Source organism: Hahella sp. KA22 (assembly GCF_004135205.1).
GTDB lineage: Bacteria > Pseudomonadota > Gammaproteobacteria > Pseudomonadales > Oleiphilaceae > Hahella.
Window position 1 is genome coordinate 4,180,941 of sequence record NZ_CP035490.1, and the last position, 16,531, is coordinate 4,197,471.

The 16,531-nt window shown below is 54.5% G+C and carries 19 protein-coding genes; 8 read left to right on the plus strand and 11 right to left on the minus strand.

What is annotated here, in order from left to right:
• Positions 1-293 precede the first annotated feature (293 nt).
• Entirely contained in the window at positions 294-2,195 is a 1,902-nt protein-coding gene (locus tag EUZ85_RS18485) for a pre-peptidase C-terminal domain-containing protein (RefSeq protein ID WP_127970704.1), read from the plus strand.
• Between the two features lie 64 nt (positions 2,196-2,259).
• Here EUZ85_RS18485 and EUZ85_RS18490 read toward each other — a convergent pair whose 3' ends face one another.
• Positions 2,260-2,544, minus strand: coding sequence for a hypothetical protein (locus EUZ85_RS18490; protein WP_127970706.1), 285 nt, complete (start codon positions 2,542-2,544; stop codon positions 2,260-2,262).
• A 142-nt stretch (positions 2,545-2,686) separates the two neighbouring features.
• Here EUZ85_RS18490 and EUZ85_RS18495 point away from each other — a divergent pair, with 142 nt between their 5' ends.
• The gene (locus EUZ85_RS18495; protein ID WP_127970708.1) at positions 2,687-3,196 is read left to right on the plus strand and encodes an OsmC family protein; all 510 of its coding nucleotides are present in this window, start codon (positions 2,687-2,689) and stop codon (positions 3,194-3,196) included.
• Between the two features lie 68 nt (positions 3,197-3,264).
• On the opposite strand, the gene EUZ85_RS18500 is transcribed toward EUZ85_RS18495, so the two are convergent.
• Both EUZ85_RS18500 and EUZ85_RS18505 read right to left on the minus strand, forming a co-directional pair.
• Positions 3,265-4,851, minus strand: coding sequence for an FMN-binding glutamate synthase family protein (locus tag EUZ85_RS18500; RefSeq protein WP_127970710.1), 1,587 nt, complete (start codon positions 4,849-4,851; stop codon positions 3,265-3,267).
• Positions 4,852-4,899: 48 nt separating this feature from the next.
• Positions 4,900-5,190, minus strand: coding sequence for a hypothetical protein (locus tag EUZ85_RS18505; RefSeq protein WP_127970712.1), 291 nt, complete (start codon positions 5,188-5,190; stop codon positions 4,900-4,902).
• A gap of 329 nt (positions 5,191-5,519) precedes the next feature.
• On the opposite strand from EUZ85_RS18505, the gene EUZ85_RS18510 reads away from it, so the two are divergent.
• Genes EUZ85_RS18510 through EUZ85_RS31400 form a run of 3 tightly spaced genes read left to right on the plus strand, consistent with a single transcriptional unit; the run spans position 5,520 to position 7,493 of the window.
• On the plus strand, positions 5,520-6,056 hold the full coding sequence (locus tag EUZ85_RS18510) for a type 1 glutamine amidotransferase domain-containing protein (protein WP_127970714.1): 537 nt from the start codon (positions 5,520-5,522) through the stop codon (positions 6,054-6,056).
• Positions 6,057-6,095: 39 nt separating this feature from the next.
• On the plus strand, positions 6,096-6,920 hold the full coding sequence (locus EUZ85_RS31395; protein ID WP_206617917.1) for a vitamin K epoxide reductase family protein: 825 nt from the start codon (positions 6,096-6,098) through the stop codon (positions 6,918-6,920).
• A 30-nt stretch (positions 6,921-6,950) separates the two neighbouring features.
• Entirely contained in the window at positions 6,951-7,493 is a 543-nt protein-coding gene (locus tag EUZ85_RS31400; protein ID WP_206617918.1) for a hypothetical protein, read from the plus strand.
• A gap of 6 nt (positions 7,494-7,499) precedes the next feature.
• Here the strand turns inward: EUZ85_RS31400 and EUZ85_RS18520 are convergent, their stop codons facing one another.
• Positions 7,500-7,724: a ChaB family protein gene (locus EUZ85_RS18520; protein ID WP_127970716.1), complete on the minus strand. Its 225-nt coding sequence runs from the start codon at positions 7,722-7,724 to the stop codon at positions 7,500-7,502.
• A gap of 514 nt (positions 7,725-8,238) precedes the next feature.
• On the opposite strand from EUZ85_RS18520, the gene EUZ85_RS18525 reads away from it, so the two are divergent.
• Both EUZ85_RS18525 and EUZ85_RS18530 read left to right on the plus strand, forming a co-directional pair.
• Positions 8,239-9,345, plus strand: coding sequence for an NAD(P)-dependent oxidoreductase (locus EUZ85_RS18525; RefSeq protein WP_127970718.1), 1,107 nt, complete (start codon positions 8,239-8,241; stop codon positions 9,343-9,345).
• A 239-nt stretch (positions 9,346-9,584) separates the two neighbouring features.
• Positions 9,585-9,827, plus strand: a complete 243-nt coding sequence (locus tag EUZ85_RS18530) for a hypothetical protein (protein ID WP_127970720.1) — start codon at positions 9,585-9,587, stop codon at positions 9,825-9,827.
• A gap of 47 nt (positions 9,828-9,874) precedes the next feature.
• Here EUZ85_RS18530 and EUZ85_RS18535 read toward each other — a convergent pair whose 3' ends face one another.
• The 6 genes from EUZ85_RS18535 to EUZ85_RS18560 all read right to left on the minus strand — a co-directional run bounded on the left by EUZ85_RS18535 (position 9,875) and on the right by EUZ85_RS18560 (position 14,572).
• Positions 9,875-10,480 carry an Hsp20/alpha crystallin family protein gene (locus tag EUZ85_RS18535; protein WP_127970722.1) on the minus strand — a complete coding sequence of 202 codons (606 nt, stop codon included), beginning with the start codon at positions 10,478-10,480 and terminating at the stop codon, positions 9,875-9,877.
• A gap of 164 nt (positions 10,481-10,644) precedes the next feature.
• Positions 10,645-11,238 carry an Hsp20/alpha crystallin family protein gene (locus EUZ85_RS18540; protein ID WP_127970724.1) on the minus strand — a complete coding sequence of 198 codons (594 nt, stop codon included), beginning with the start codon at positions 11,236-11,238 and terminating at the stop codon, positions 10,645-10,647.
• A gap of 111 nt (positions 11,239-11,349) precedes the next feature.
• Positions 11,350-11,841 carry an Hsp20 family protein gene (locus EUZ85_RS18545; RefSeq protein ID WP_127970726.1) on the minus strand — a complete coding sequence of 164 codons (492 nt, stop codon included), beginning with the start codon at positions 11,839-11,841 and terminating at the stop codon, positions 11,350-11,352.
• Between the two features lie 167 nt (positions 11,842-12,008).
• The gene (locus tag EUZ85_RS18550; RefSeq protein WP_127970728.1) at positions 12,009-12,773 is read right to left on the minus strand and encodes an ABC transporter substrate-binding protein; all 765 of its coding nucleotides are present in this window, start codon (positions 12,771-12,773) and stop codon (positions 12,009-12,011) included.
• Between the two features lie 276 nt (positions 12,774-13,049).
• Positions 13,050-13,466, minus strand: coding sequence for a hypothetical protein (locus EUZ85_RS18555; RefSeq protein ID WP_127970730.1), 417 nt, complete (start codon positions 13,464-13,466; stop codon positions 13,050-13,052).
• Between the two features lie 278 nt (positions 13,467-13,744).
• Positions 13,745-14,572: an AraC family transcriptional regulator gene (locus EUZ85_RS18560; RefSeq protein WP_127970732.1), complete on the minus strand. Its 828-nt coding sequence runs from the start codon at positions 14,570-14,572 to the stop codon at positions 13,745-13,747.
• Positions 14,573-14,699: 127 nt separating this feature from the next.
• Here EUZ85_RS18560 and EUZ85_RS18565 point away from each other — a divergent pair, with 127 nt between their 5' ends.
• Positions 14,700-15,656, plus strand: a complete 957-nt coding sequence (locus EUZ85_RS18565; RefSeq protein WP_127970734.1) for an alpha/beta fold hydrolase — start codon at positions 14,700-14,702, stop codon at positions 15,654-15,656.
• Positions 15,657-15,716: 60 nt separating this feature from the next.
• Here EUZ85_RS18565 and EUZ85_RS18570 read toward each other — a convergent pair whose 3' ends face one another.
• Positions 15,717-16,223: a HEAT repeat domain-containing protein gene (locus EUZ85_RS18570; RefSeq protein ID WP_164887290.1), complete on the minus strand. Its 507-nt coding sequence runs from the start codon at positions 16,221-16,223 to the stop codon at positions 15,717-15,719.
• Positions 16,224-16,531: the final 308 nt, after the last annotated feature.

A 16,531-nucleotide genomic window follows, 5' to 3' on the forward strand; every position in this document is an offset into this window, starting at 1 on the left:
TATTATCGGTTGCTTACCAGGACACCCAACTTCCCCCCACCCACCATGAGCTCCCGAAACTGAGCGCCACGCCTCATTTTTCTGCGACAAACACAACCAAAGTTTCAAGTTTCACCCATAACGCTTACGCCGCTTACACTAAACGGTATAGCGGATAACCCTTTACGGATAACCCTACCTCTGACCGGACGAGTCTAATTTCTGCCGTTTTACTGATTCCACCGGACCCGTCCTTCATACAGACTGCGCAAGATAATTCTAATACTTACAACTCAATCCCAAAGAGAAACCTCATGAATAGGATGATCAAGTCTATCCTGACCTGCGCGCTAACCGCTCTGCCGTTTTTCGCCCAAGCCTACGATAGCGATGCAATTCCCGACGACCAATTTATATATTCCTACGACGAGATGCTGAACTTCGACGTGGCGGCGTACCTGGAAGAACATGCGCCTCACCTGAAAGATCAAGCAGACGTGATTACGCACTGGGCCGGTTACAGCACCGTCAGCCCGAAAGTTCTGATGACCCTGATTGAAATGCAAAGCGGCTTGCTCAGCCATGGCGGACGTCAGTTCGCGGCCATGCAGCAGCCTATGGGCGAATTATCCTCCGAATCCGGCTTCAATGCGCAAGTGCAGGATATCGCCACTCGCCTCGCCACCAACTACTACAAAACAGTAGGGCAAGAGCAGCAGAACCTGTCTTTCGTGGGGCAAGGCATCGCCACAGAATCCCTGTCTGATGAATTGCGCAACAGCTCAGAGGGTGATATTGAGGAGTTCCAGGAGGTTTATCATCGCCTGTTCCCGGAAACCGCCCGCTCCGCCAGCACACCTTCGGCGGCCCCATCTCTGAATCGTTTTGCGGCGTACACACGCAATGCTGTACCACCGGATAATTTGCTGCAGCTGCCCTTCCCTGTGGGCGAGCAATGGTATTTCGGCGGCGCGCACACTTACACTGGCAGCGGCAGCTACCCGCTTTCCTCTCTGGACTTGAACAACGGCGGCTACTGGGGCTCCAACACCTCCAACAAATGGGCGGTGGCGTCAGCAGGAGGCACCGCAGTTCGTCACTCTTCCTGTTTCGTTGAGGTGCTGCACGAAGGCGGATGGTCGACCACTTACTACCACCTGGACAACATTCAATTCCAGAATCGCGCCACGGTTTCCCGGAACCAGAAACTGGCGAACTACGCCAATAACCAATCTCAAGCGCTCTGCGACGGCGGCAGCTCCACTGGCCCTCACCAACATTTCAGCTTGAAATATAACGGCAGCTACTTCCACCTCGACGGCGTCGCCCTGTCCGGCTACAAAGTGAAAACTGGCCGCTGGAGTTACGACGGCGACTGTAATTACTTCTGGTTGAGCAAAGACAACTATCGTTACTGCGCCAATCGCTCCCTCAGCAACCCCGGCGTTCCCAATGGCGGCGATCCCGATGACGGAGGCGATGACGATAACGGCGGCGACGATGGCGGTGATGACAACAGCTCAGAAACCACTCTCCGCAACGGCCAGACCGTGCAGAACATGTCCGCCAATAAAGAAGACCTGAAGTACTACGTGTTGGATGTCCCTGCCGGCTCGCGCAATCTGTATTTCAAAATCAGCGGCGGACGCGGCGACGTGGATATGTACGTCAAACGTGATGGTCGTCCCGGCTTCAACAACTACAACTGCCGTCCATACACCACCACTCAGGACGAGCAGTGCTATTACCGCACGCCACAGGCCGGCAAGTACTACATCATGCTGCACGCGTTCTCCAACTACTCAGGAATCTCTCTGCAGGTTGGCTATGAGAACGACAGCGATCAGGGCAATAACCGCGAAATGTCCAATGGCCAGGTGTACCGCAACCTGTCCGGCGCACAGGGTGAGAAATCTTATTTCCGCCTGAACGTGCCCGCCGGCGCTACAGACCTGCGTATTGAGATGTCCGGCGGAACTGGCGACGCGGACATGCACGTCATGTATCAGTCCCAACCGACGCTGAGCAACTACCACTGCCGCCCTTATTCGACCACTCAGGTGGAGTGGTGCTCCTGGCGCTATCCCTACGCCGGCACCTTCCACATCATGCTGTACGCCTTTAAGCCTTATTCAGGCATCCAGCTGGTCGCCACCTATAAAACAGGCTCTGGAGCCAGAGCCTCAATGAATTTGACGGAGCATATGGAGGAATAACATTTTCCGTCATCCGAAGCCCCCAAGATGCCCTGGGGGCTTTTTTTATTCAGCGCCACCCCCTCTATTTTTGACCTTTGTCGACAATTTTTTTCTCAAGATCCTTCCTGCGAATTAAGTCCTCTCCATTTTCCTTCTCGATAATCCAAAATCGTTCTCTCACTATAGCGACAGCGCCGGAGACATCCATGCAGCGCTCGCGTTCGGCATCGTTCATCAATGAAATATCCAGACAAAAGGAATCGCCATATTCCCTCGCCAAAAGCTCTACGGCCTTGTTTAAATCCAGCGTCATCAGCATTTTTAGAGAGTGATATTTAAGGCAGGGATTTATTGTCACTTTATCCATATTTTCATCAACTTAAGAAGTAAACCAAGCATGAAGCGCAGAGATGAGCGGTCCTCGGTGAGTATACAGACACAGCTCCAATCTTTAGTGCTTCAACTAATATACATTCATGGTCCCAATCCCTGAATCTCCGGAGGCCTTTATGAATGCGGATGAACTCAAAGCCTTGCAATCTCCCCTGAAACAGCAATACAAGGAAAAGCCGGAGACGGCGCTGATTACGCTGAAAGCGCAAGGGCGTATCGGCGAAGGAATCACTTGCAAGGTGGAGACTGGTAGAGCAATGGCGGAGGCGGGGCTGCATCCGGCGACGGGCGGCGATGGTTTATCGCTTTGCTCCGGCGATATGCTGCTGGAGGCCCTGGTAGCCTGCGCTGGCGTCACCTTGCGCGCTGTCGCCACGGCGACCGGAGTGGATCTGCAGGATGCAGTGATTCGCGCGGAGGGCGACCTGGATTTCAGAGGCACGCTGTCCGTCGCCAAAGAAGCCCCTGTCGGCTTCAAAGCCATTCGCCTGCATTTTGACCTCAAAAGCCAAGCGGATACAGAGCAACTCAGCTCCCTGATGAAACTGACGGAACGCTATTGCGTGGTCTATCAGACTTTGGCCCGCTCGCCGGACATCCATGTTGAGTATGTCGCAACATCATAAAAGCAGCTGACGACTCCACTCCTCTCGCGTGCTCTCATGCTCTCGCCTTTCCGCTCTCCTCGGCGGGTTTATGGCGCAAATGCCCCCGCACTGGCGTCCCGCCAGTCTCTCGCCCAAGTGCGGGGTAAGTCGTCGTCATCCAGCAGTTGGCCTGGAGTGAGGAATTCGTATAGCTCTGCGAAAGTTTCTACGCGCATGTCGCCAATGCGTCGGAAAATCAGCTCCGGGGAAATCTGACTCAGGCTGTCCACGCCCATGGCGTTCATCAGGTCCAGAAAACTGTGGATACTGCCCTGATGAAAACGATAAACACGCTCGGCTTTATCTTCCACCACCAGCCCTTTATACAGCCAGGGGTCCTGGGTCGCGATGCCGGTTGGACAAGTGTTTTTGTTACACCGCAACGACTGCACGCAACCCAGCGCGAACATCATGCCCCGTGCGCTGTTGCACAGGTCCGCGCCCAACGCCATGGCGCGAATCATATGAAATCCGGTCATGATCTTGCCGCTGGCGATGAGGCGAATATGGTCTCTCTTACCCACGCCAACCAAAGCGTTGTTGACGAACATCCAGGCGTCCCGGGCGGGCATTCCCAGTGAGTTGGAGAACTCCAGCGGCGCAGCGCCAGTGCCGCCTTCGCCGCCATCCACAGTGATGAAATCCGGCGTGACGCCAGTTTCCAGAATGGCTTTGCAGATGGATAAAAACTCTACCCGCCGCCCCACCGAGAGTTTGAACCCTACCGGTTTACCTCCCGACAGCTCACGCAGGTGAGCAATAAACTCCAGCATTTGCGTCGGGTTATGAAACGCCCGGTGACGGGGTGGACTGATGACATCCTCCCCCATCGGCACTTTTCGGATTTCCGCCAGTTCCTCATTCACCTTACAGGCAGGCAGCACGCCGCCATGTCCCGGCTTGGCGCCCTGAGATAATTTCAGCTCGATCATGCGCACTTCGTCCCGCTGCGCCATGTCCTTGAACATCTCAGGATCAAAGTCGCCTTTGTGGGTGCGGCATCCAAAATAGGCGGTGCCAATCTGCCAGGTCAGATCAGCGCCCGCTTCCAGATGGTAAGGCGAAACCCCGCCCTCGCCAGTGTTATGGGCAAACCCGCCTTTCTTGGCGCCGCGGTTCAACGCCCTGATCGCAGCCGGTGAGAGTGCGCCGTAACTCATCGCGCTGATGTTAAGCACCGAGGAAGAATACGGCTGTCGACATTGCTCGCCGCCAATCACCACGCGGGGTTCTTCTTTCAACGGCTCCGTTTCCGACAGCGCATGCGCCGCCCACTCGTAGCCGACGCGATACACATCCCGTTCGGTGCCGAATGGCTTGGTCTCCAGAGCGCCTTTGGCGCGCTGATAGACAATGGCGCGAATCTCCCGGGGAATGGGGTGCGCATCAATATTGGATTCTATGAAGTATTGCTGGATTTCCGGGCGAATCCGCTCCAGCCAGTAACGGGTGTGGCCGATCACAGGAAAATTTCGCAGGATCGCGTGTTCGGACTGCAGAACGTCATACAGCCCAATAGCGATGACCGGACCGAAAAAAATCAAAAACCACCAAACTGGCGGCCAGACCAGAGAAATCAACGCCATTGCCGCCAACAAAGCTATGGATGTCTGGTAAAACCACCTTCTGATCATGCGAACGCTCCCTATATGTGTCTGCGAGTATATGCCGGGCAGACGGTTTTATCCGTTTTCGCGCACTTGTTCGATTTCTATCTGAATCAACTCAAGCAAACGATTAGTAAAAATATATTGAGGATAATAATCGTCGGTGGAAATACTGCTCATCAGAAGGGAGAACTGGTCTTTACAGTCGTCCAGATTACTCAGTACGTTGTCGGACAAATCCTCGGCGCTCCTTATCTCGTCAAGCTGTCTCAACTTGCAAGTGATGTACGCAGTCGCCTGCTCGGGACGACAGTCAGGCTTGCCAAGTTTGTGCCAATCTTCATCAACCAAAGTCGTCTTGTTCATGCTCTGTCTTTCATTGGCGCGCTAACCCGGAGATGTGTCTTTTCCGCCCTATCCGCCGCGGACAGAATAAAGTATATGCCTTCACACTTCCAAGGGGAAAGTCATGCGCCGTCAATTGTAAGGTTTACAACCCGCTTGGAAAAAATGCCTTCAGAATCCGGGCGCTACGCCTTGATTTAATGGTTCCCCCGCCCTCATGACCCGTGCGTTGTTGAAATGTAGCCATGGCAAGAAAATTGCGGCGCTTATGAGGACACCCATCGCAGTGCAGGTTCAACGTTCTGGATCTGCGCCGCCCAAACGGATATCAGAAAACGGAAACATTCACTATGAATATCAATGAAGCAAAGGTTCTTATCATCGCCACCCACGGATTTGAACAATCCGAACTGGAAGTTCCACGGGACCGCCTGCGCGACGCGGGCGTCACGGTCCACGTGGCCTCTTTGGAAGCCGGGCGCATTCGGGGGTGGAGCGGAAAAGATTGGGGGGAGGAAGCCCCCGTGGACAAGACCGTGCAAGACGTGGAGGTAGAGGACTACCACGCCCTGGTGTTGCCCGGAGGGCAGATCAACCCTGACTTGCTGCGGGTGGAGAAGACAGTGATTGACCTGATCCATAAATTCAACATCGCTGAAAAGCCTATCGCCGCCATCTGCCACGGCCCCTGGCTGCTGATCGAAGCCCAGATCGTCCGCGGCATTCGCGCCACCTCTTACAAGTCCATCATCACCGACATGAAAAACGCCGGCGCGGAATGGGTGGACGACGCCACCGTGCGCGACCGCAATATCATCACCGCCCGCCACCCAGGCGACCTCGACGCCTTTGTCAGCGCCGTCAAGGACGCTCTCGCCGCACTTTAACTTACATCGTTCGCCGTGAGCAGATAAAGGAAGTTCGCCATGCAGGAACAGACTATCCGGTCATCATCGCCATTTTCGCGCGCCATTGTACATCGCGACCAATACCGGGCCCTGCATAGCCGCAACCTGTGGGCTCACTTTATGAACATGGCCCTGGCGCTCTGGCTCGTCTGCTCGCCAGCGCTGCGGGACTATAGCGAACCCGGCATGATATACAGCGATGTGATCGCGGGGGCGGTATTGCTGGTCTTCGCCGGGCTATCCCTGTCCTGGCGTTATAGCTGGGCGCGCTGGGTTTGCGCTGTAGTGGGGTTGTGGCTGATGTCGGCGCCGCTGCTATTCTGGACACCCAATGCAGCCGCTTATTTGAACGACACACTGGCCGGCATACTGGTTATCGGCTTCGCCATTGCATTACCGCCCTCTCCTGGCGTTTCCTCAAGAGCGGAGCTGGATGAAACCAACATTCCGCCAGGGTGGGATTTCAACCCCTCCAGCTGGTTTCAACGCCTGCCGATTATCGCCCTGGCGATGGTTGGCCTGCTGATCTCGACGTATCTGTGCGCATACCAGTTAGAGCATATTCCCGAAGTGTGGGACCCATTCTTCACCGGCTCTCGCACTGATCCCCAAAACGGCGCGGAGGAAATCATCACTTCGTATGTGTCCGAAGCCTGGCCGGTTCCCGACGCCGGCGTGGGCGCGTTAACCTATGCGCTGGAAATCCTGTCCGGGCTGGTGGGATCGCACAAACGCTGGCGCACCATGCCCTGGCTGGTGGCGCTGTTCGGATTCATGATTGTGCCTCTGGGCATTGTCTCCATCACCTTCATCATTATTCAGCCTATCTTGCTGGAAACCTGATGCGCCCTCTGCCTGATTGCGGCCACCGCGATGTTGTTGCAGATCCCCTATTCACTGGATGAATTAGTGGCCACCGGTCAATTTCTGTATCGACGCAAACAGGCCGGACGCTCGCTGTGGCAGGTATTTTTCCTCGGTGATGAAGACAGCGGCGGACGCGTCGCGCCGGAGCCCAGCTTCGAGCAACGCCCGGCCGCCATCATGAAAGACGTCGTGGGCGGCGGCGTGGGGCTGCCCTGGAACCTCGCCGTAAGCATACTCATCGGCGTGGGTTTGATGTGCACGCGACTGCTGTTCGGAACCGAGGGCGCGATGGCGGACTGGGATCATCTGATTGGATCGCTGACCATTACCGTAGCGGTGATTGCATTGACGGAGGTCGCAAGACCCGTACGCTTTCTATTGGTCCCGCTTGGCATTTGTTTATTGCTGACGCCCTTCGCCTACGGTCCAGGCTTTAACGCCTCTCTCGCCAGCCTGATCGCCGGCTTGGCGTTGATCCTGTTGAGCCTGCCGCGCGGCGACATCAGCAGGCGTTACGGTAACTGGAATCGCTGGATGTTCTTGCAATGAGCGGCGCTATTTACGCCGCCAACGCCCGTCCCGCTTCACATATTTCTCTTTGACGGCAGACCATGCCACCCGACGCGCTGTTTCATCCCGCGAGGCGTCGCCGCGGCGGTCTTCGGGATCTCGATACTGATCCCAGGCATGATTGAACGCGGCCAGAAAGATTTCCTGCGCGTGCTTGGGCAGGACATGAGAGACATTGTTGGGCAGTTCGCTGAGGCGGTCATAAGGCATTCTCCATCCCTCCTTGTGAGCATTTCCCGGCTGGTCTCACAGATGACGCCAGCCGTCCGCCTCTTTCACAAATCAAAATTCAGGCCAGCTTATCCCAGCCGGTGTGCAAGTCGACCGAGTCGTCTTATCAGGACACCCATCTTAACCTCATGGACTCAAGCCGCCTTATATCGCCTTACATGGACACCCACCCGTTCATCAATGTATTTCGATGCGATTCGAATCTGGACGCTATATGGACACCCATTGTTTTATCCAGACACCCACCGCAGCCCTGTCCTTATGCGGACACCCACAACAACGCCCCACTGCCTCCACGCCGAGGTCTTACCAAGACACCCACTTTAGATTACCAGGACACCCACTATAGACTGGCACGACCCTTGTATCCCCTAACAGACAAGGAGGTCGTTTTCCGCGACGTTGGTCAGTCCGTAGCCAACGCCCCGCCAAAGCAGTGCGCAGCAGGAAGCGGCCGCATCACTCATCAGATAAAGGAAAGTTGGAAAGAGTCATGTCGGATACTACAAACACCTCACCACAACCACTGGTCATCGTCACCGGTTCCGCCGGCGATATCGGGTCCAGCCTTATTCTTAATTTGACGGGGAAGTACCAAGTCATTGGTATGGACCGGGAAGAAACGCCCCTCGCGGATCACAGCTACACCCTGGACCTGACTTCCCCGGATGACGTCAAGAAAACCTTCGACGCCTTTCGGGAGAGATTTGGACGTCACATCGCCGCCGTCTTTCATCTGGCCGCGTATTTCGATTTCACCGGGGAAGACTCCCCGCTCTACGAAGAAGTCAACGTGAACGGCGCACGCAATCTCATGGCGGCGTTGCAGGATTTCTACGTGGAGCGCTTTATCTACTCCAGCACCATGCTGGTCCATCGCGCCAGCGAGCCTGATGGTCCCCCCATCACCGAGGAGACGCCTCTGGACCCGGATTGGGTGTATCCCGAATACAAAACCAAAGCGGAGATCATCATCAAGGAGAATGCCGGCTCCATGCCCTACAGCATCCTGCGTCTCGCTGGTCTGTATGACGACAAGCAGGCCGCCCCGGTCCTGTCGCAGCAGATTGCGCGCATCTATGAGAAAGATTTGGAGAGCCACTTGTATCCTGGCGACACCGACGCCGGCCAGGCCTATGTGCACCGTCAGGACTTGATGCAGGCATTTTTGAAAACCTTGCAGCGCCGTCGCGATCTCCCCAAAGAAAACATCATGTTGATTGGCGAAGACCGCGCCTTGAGTTATGGCGAATTGCAGGATCGTATTGGCGAGTTGATTCACGGCAAAGAGCACTGGCGCACGCTGCGCGTCCCCAAGACTGTGGCCAAGGCAGGCGCCTGGGTGGAAGAAAAGGCTGAACCGATTATTCCCGACAGCATCGATAAAGGCGAGAAGCCTTTCATCAAGCCGTTTATGGTGGATATGTCATCCGATCATTACGAGTTGGATGTCAGCCGCGCTGCGGAGCTTCTCGACTGGAGGCCACGGCACGCCCTTTACGATGATTTGGAGAAACTGATCGCCAACCTGAAGAAAAATCCTCAAGGCTGGTACAAAGCCAACGACGTTACCCTGCCGGAGTCCCTCAAGGCCTCTTAATCGTTTAGGCTAAGCGCTTGATTGCGCGCTAAAAATCATTCCCTCGCCGGTCATTCCGGCGAGGATTTCATTTGTCTGAACGCTCACCAGAGATACAACTTTGCTTTCAATACAGACTCTCACCTATCCGCCATTTGGCCGCCCACCCTTGAAATACAAGCCAATTACACTTGACATCAACCCGGCCATGCTTTTAAATTCGACTTGCTTATACTTGTATTTCAGCCCAGGTGTTGCATATGGATACGCAGTCTCAAAAATCTCCCCGCGAACTCGCCGAAGAAGCGATTCGGCGTTATCGCACTGAATATCTGAGCGACCTCGAGAAGTGGTCCGAAGAGGAGCCGGTGATGTTAGGCGCTACTCCCACCGTCAAAGAGCAAAGACGCTACAAGCAGCTGTCCCTGAAAGAGATCAGCCGCCTGATGGACCAATCGTCCATGGAGTATCAGCTCAAACGCATGAAGTCCCGGGGTTGGTGAAGGCGCCGGGGCGTTCGATCACACGCCAGCGCCTTCCGCTCCCGCTTTCATCCCGTATTTTTCGGTATGGTAATGACGATTTCCTTGCCTTTGTTATTGATGGTCATCCCTGACTCAATCACTGGATCAGACAACGTCATAGATTGAGAAAACTGACTGGCGGACACGGTTTTTCCCGCCAAGCCGCCAGAGCTACTCTCACTCTCGCTTCTCACCTTGCCGGAGATTTTTAACGTATCTCCATCCAGGTCCGCATTCAGTTCCACTTTCTCACCTTCTGGAACCGTCACCGTAACCTTGTACTCCTTAGCATCCTCATTCACGTCAATGTTGGGCCCAGGCGATGACAATCCAAAGCCCTGCAGGCTGAAAGTCGAGTTGCCCGGCGCCATCTGTTTCATCATCTCATCCATGCGCTTCTGCATTTCCGCAAACTGCCCGCTTGGGTCCCAATTATCCGACCAAGGGTCCCAGTTTTTGGGCCAGGGATCAGGCGCCGCGCTCAAGGGGAGATTGACGTTGGGCGTATTCCTCGCCTCCAGGGCTGCAACTTTCTGATTCAATTCCCAGGTGTAATAACCCAGGCCGGCAATCGCTGCCAAGCCCACGCCAGCGGCGACGCCAAGTAGCGTCTTTTTGGTTTTGCTTTGCATGTTAATGACCTCCCTAGTTGATCAGAGGCCCTTACGTCTGGGTCGTCATGACGACTTCATGGCGGCGAACAGAGAGGCCGGGCCTCGTCGCCGGAGGCAGACCTCACAAGGCCCGCCCCGGTGTAATGACAAATGAATGGTTAAGTTATAAATGAATCGCCAAATTACGAGTGAATAGCGATACGTTTCACCTCCTTGGCGTCTGGTTCGCGCCGGGGAATCTCCAGCTTGAGCACGCCGTTTTTGAGTTGCGCATGAATGTCTTCCACATTGGCGTCGTCCGGCAGCGATAAGGTACGCTGAAACGCGCCGTAGCTGCGCTCAATGCGGTAAAACTGCTTGTCCTTACTCTCACTTTTCTCTTCCTTGTGGCCGCGGATTAGCAGCTGATCGCTTTTTACTTCTATGGACAAATCAGACTCCGACAAGCCCGGGACATCCAGGGTGATTTCATAGCGCTTTTCATCACCGGATACGTCGATCAAAGGCCGGTACGCCTGGCTCGCGCCGAGACGTTCAAGGGGCGACGACCCACGCCGGGAAAGCATGGACGGCATACCAAACGCGTTGAACACATCGTCGAACAGACGGTCCATTTCCTGATGTAGACGCAGCAGCGAGTCCGCGCCGGACGCCGAGGCCGGCGGGTTCACGCCAGCGGCCGCGTCTTGTCGGGATACCGGTAGTTGTTCACGCTGAACCTGGCGCTCATCCTCGTGCTTAAACCAGTTCCAGGGATTGAGTTTGTTCAGTTTCATCTTCCGTTCCTCCACATAGAGTCATGCATCACAGGCAAACAAAAGTACTGAAAATGTCTTCCACCGAACTGTTGCGGCGCCAACGTGACGGACGCTGGCGCCGCTCCGCCATCAAGCCGCTTCGTTGGTGGCGTCAGGCCTTTCCTCAGACCCTGCGTCGTCTTCATGCTCCAGCAAATGCCCGCCATCGGTGATCGCAATCTGCTTTGGCTTCATCGACTCAGGAATGTTCTGTTTCAATGTAATCGTCAGCAGGCCATTACTGAGTGAGGCGTCTTTCACTTCCACGTACTGGGCCAGATTGAAAGAGCGTTCGAATGTCCGTCCCGGAATTCCCTGGTACAGATAATTGCGGGAGGCGTCCTGCTCCTTGCGGCCGCGCACGGTAAGAACGTTTTTCTCCACCGTGATGTCAAGCTCACTGCGTGCGAACCCCGCCACCGCCAAAGTGATGGCGTATTGGTTCTCTTGCAACGCTTCGATGTTGTAAGGCGGATAAGCAGGCGAATCGGTCTCGCCGGTGAGCGCGCGATCAATCAACGACGCCAGTCGTTCAAAGCCGACGCTGCTGCGATAAAGTGGGGTTAAGTCGATTGAGTTCATTCTATATCCTCCGCTTTGAAGCAATATAAACAAAGTCAAAAGACCAAGGGGCTATCCCTGGCGTTTACCAATTTATGGTCGGAACGCGACTTTTCAAGCGTGAATTTTGTGACAATTTGGACAGGTTTTAAGCAGCGTCAGAAGGGAATGCGAACAGCGCAGCGGAGCTATTCAGCCAGCTTGAGGTAGTTGTTCGCGATGACTTCATAGCGCCCATTGTCTTTCAACTCCTGCAGCCGCTGATTGAATACATCACGCAGCTTGGCGGACTTGAAAATAGCGTAACGAGGGGCGCTGTTGAACAAGGGATGAACGGTGTAAGGCGCCTCATAAATCGGACTGGTTGAATGCAGCTGATTCAGGTAGTAATGAAAAATGCGCTTATCAAGGATGATCGCGTCCGTACGCTTCAAAAACAGCATCTGCACTTGCGCTCGTTGATCCACAACTTCCTCGATCTGCGGATTCTGCGCAGCCATCTTGGCGTATTCCGGAGGCAGATAAAGATGGGCGTTCTGGAACACCACCAGGCGCTTATCCTTCAGGTCGTCCACTTTGATAATCCCGTTCGCCTGATCGTTCAGCGTCACCACGACGTTCTGGTAGTAAACCACCGGATCGGAAAGGTAATAGCCGCCTTCGGAGTAATTGCCCGGAGGCAGATTAAAGGCGCCATCCACGCGCTGATTTCGTAACTCCGCAAACAGACGCCGGTTGGTGGTGTATATGAAGTTAACCGCATACTCCCGTTCCGACAGCGCCTCGCGAATGATATCCACCACCAGACCGCGGTTTTCCTCAGCAATGACATAAGGCGCGATAGAGGAAGACGTGATCAGTTCCAGTTGACGGGAAAACGGTTGGTCAGCCGCGAAACCGTAACCGGCAAGCAGCAAGAAGCCAAACACACAGGATAAGACACAGCGAATCATGAGCAACGCCACATAATCAAATGATCACCGACAACGTTAAATCAATGGACGCCAAGCGCTCTCTCCAGTGAGTACTCCCTTATCAATCATAGACGCCCGCCGGGTTAGCGCAAGTCGCCCACAGGTCCAGTTCCATTGCGCTCAACTTCACCACGCAAAACCCTCATTCCCTTATTGCGACCAGTTACCGCGCCGCCCTGATAAGTACGTTAACTGGCGATTATTGGTTCTTAGCCAGTGCGCTTGGGGCTAGTGAGAGCCATTCAGCCGCCGTTCTCACTCCTCACAGGCGCTCTCCCCTATCTCCATCAACTGAAAATCATACCCGCCATAGCCTTTGTGGAAAGGACGAAGGTAGTCGATGGGAAACTGGTGCAGAACGCCTTTCATGCACACGGAAATCTGGCTGTCGGATAGCAGATTCGCCAGGCGTGTAGCGACTTCGTCTTGCGCTTCCGAATCGCTGTAGGGATAAATCAGATTATTGACGTACTGCTGATATTTTTCTGCGCCGACGGACTCAACATCAAAAGCGATGCAGTTTCCTCGCGCGCAATTGTAGGTGACGGGGATAGCCTTGAGGGCGACAGCTTCATCGCTTTTGATTTGCCGTAAATAGGGCCCCAGTACACGAAAAACAAGGAGAACCAAAATAACGATTACAACCAGAGATATTGCCGTTTTCTTAATCATATCTACTACTAAAAATCTGTATTTCGCCGGGTTAACGCATTCCCTGCCATGACTCATTTCCAACAACGCCATCACCCAAAAGCAGCTTTGCAAGTGCTTGGCTTCAGGCGAAATCGAGTCAGTTTGTTATGTCTGTTCAAGTGGAGTTAACTAAGTAAACTCAGTGGCGAAACAGTAACAGATGCGATCTCTTTCACAATATCGCAAACGGACTACGCCCCGATCAGGGGGCGCAATATTGGCTGAATTTTGTGCGCATTATGGATAATAACCGGAAGCTAGAGGCCCTGATGTTTTCGCCACTCCCCTGGCGAGCATCCCACACAGGCCTTGAACGCCCGCGACAACGCCGCCTCGCTCCCATAGCCCACCTCACTGGCTATCAACTTCAGCGGCTCCCCCTGCAGCAAGGCCCGTTGCGCCAGACTAATACGCCAGCGCTGCAGGTAAACGCCCGGCGTGCATCCGACGCGATCGCGAAACAGATTGGCGAATACACTGCGGGACATACCGGCATGATCAGCCAGTTTTTCCAGTGACCAGTCCTCTCCTGGCTGTTCATGAATAGCCACTAACGCCATTTTTAAGCGCGGGTGCGCCATTCCCGCCAGCATGCCGACCTGGGTGCGTCCGTCTTCCATCAGAGACCGCAGCACCTGTATCAGGACGACTTCAAAGAGGCGGTCCAGCACCGCCTGCCGTCCGCAATTACCGGCGAACGCTTCCTGAAATAGTAAATCCAGCACCGGCGCAGCGCCCGGCAATGAAGAGAGAGGCAGGCAGATAAATTCCGGCAGCGCCGCGACAACCGGGTTGTTCGCCCCGCCCTCAAAACTCAGGTTGGCGCAGGCGAAATCAGCGCCGACCACCGGATCAGTGACGAAGCGATGAGGCAATGGCCGCGGATAAAACAACAGACTCGGCTCCGCCACTTTGGCGACGACTTTCCTGCCATGACGCACTTCCACCGCCCCCTGGCGCACGAGATGAAGCTGCCCATATTGGTCCTTGCCGTATACGTCTGTAACACCGCACAAAGGGCCGGTATTGAACACACGCGCGTTAATAGAAAAGTGTTCCAGCAACGCCGCCAACCGATCTACCATAAAGATACTCTGGGTTAAGTTATCAGGATTATTTGTGATATATCGTATCATGCATAAGGGTAAAGTTGCTCCTGCTTGGTGGCCAAGACCACTAGCGCCATAAATATCAAAGCATCAAGGAGAAAACATGAAATCACTTACCCGCCCCCTCAGCGCACTCACCCTGGCGTTTTTCACACTGGCTGGCGCCGCGCAGACGTCCGCCGCCGAGACGTCCTTAACCAGTCAAGCCGCCGCAGCGGTAGCCCAGACCGCCAACTACATCACCACCCGAGACGGCGCACAGATCTACTACAAAGACTGGGGCCCCAAAGACGCACCCGTGGTGGTCTTCAGTCATGGCTGGCCGCTGAGTTCGGATAGCTGGGAGTCGCAAATGCTGTTCCTGGCTGACAAAGGGTATCGCGTTGTGGCGCATGACCGTCGCGGCCACGGTCGCTCCAGTCAGCCCTGGGAAGGCAATGATATGGATCATTATGCGGACGACCTCGCCGCCGTGATCGAAACACTGGACCTGAAGGACGTCACTCTGGTGGGATTCTCTACTGGCGGGGGCGAAGTGGCGCGCTATATCGGTCGGCACGGAACGCAGCGGGTCAAAAAGGCGGCCTTGATCTCCGCAGTGACGCCCCTGATGTTGAAGACGGACAGCAATCCCATCGGTTTGCCGCTGCAAATGTTTGACGATATCCGCAATGCGTCTCTCAAAGATCGCTCCCAGCTCTATCTGGATATCGCATCGGGCCCATTCTTCGGCTTCAATCGTCCCGGCGCTCAAACGTCTCAAGGGATGATTCAGTCATTCTGGGCCCAGGGCATGCAAGGCGGACACAAGAGCACCTACGACTCAATCGCCGCGTTCTCCGCCACGGATTTCCGCGATGACCTGAAGAAGTTCGACATCCAAACGCTGATCGTGCACGGCGACGACGACCAGATCGTCCCCATCGACGCCTCCGCCCGCGCCGCGGTGAAACTGATCAAAAACGCCAAACTCATTGAATACCCAGGCGCGCCCCATGGCCTCACAGATACTCATAAAGATCGGCTGAATCAGGATTTGCTGAGTTTTTTGCAACATTAAGTTGAACTTGCCAGCCGCCTCAAATTGTTGGGGCGGCTCATTCGCTCATAACAAGATCGTTTAACTCGTTCGCTCCGATAACTTGTCCACCCAATCCCACGGAATCAAAGACTCAAACCCCGCATATGAAGACGCTCTTTCCAGCTCGCGCATCAGTTTTTCGTCGATATCCGTTTGAGCTACTCTGGCAATGCCTCTCAACGCCTCCATGCGAACGAAAAGGTCTTCCGTTTTATCTCGCAACAGGTCGTTGAGCGTGAGAAGGACTGCTGGGTCTTTTGTCCCTGCGTAATACCCCACCCAGTTGATAAGCGCCGTCGCTCTGACGTCGTCGTCTTCACCTTTATTCATCAAAGGGATCAGTTCATGTTTGAAGTCCGGTATGCTCCAGCAGGTTCCGAGCACCATAATGGCGGCGCGCTGGAGATCCGGCTCCGGGTGCTGCAGAAAGCGCCTGACATCTTCCATCAGCTCGTAACAGTCGGTTTTGCCAATATCAATTAACGCATCATAAATGTCGTCAATATCTTCAGAGGCAAGTTTTTCTTTGAGCCTGATGATATTCACCCTACAGTCCTGTCGATATTCATGTTTTTTCTGATTGGTCGGCTCTTGGCCCACCTAGCGGCAAAAGAGAGACCTCAACATAAGAGCCCTCTCTTCTATTGCAAAAACGCCACAAAAGTTTCACCAAATATTCTACAAACACCGCGACACCGACTTCTAGAATTAACAGGGTTAGCGGTAGACCTTTTGTGTAAGTAATGCCTCGGAATCAGCAGGCGTCTCTCGCCGCCTTGCTAAAAGGGAAGTCCAGGAGTGACAGGGTTCAAGCTAACCTGGAATCACCTCCGCATAAATGCTGAAGACTGAAC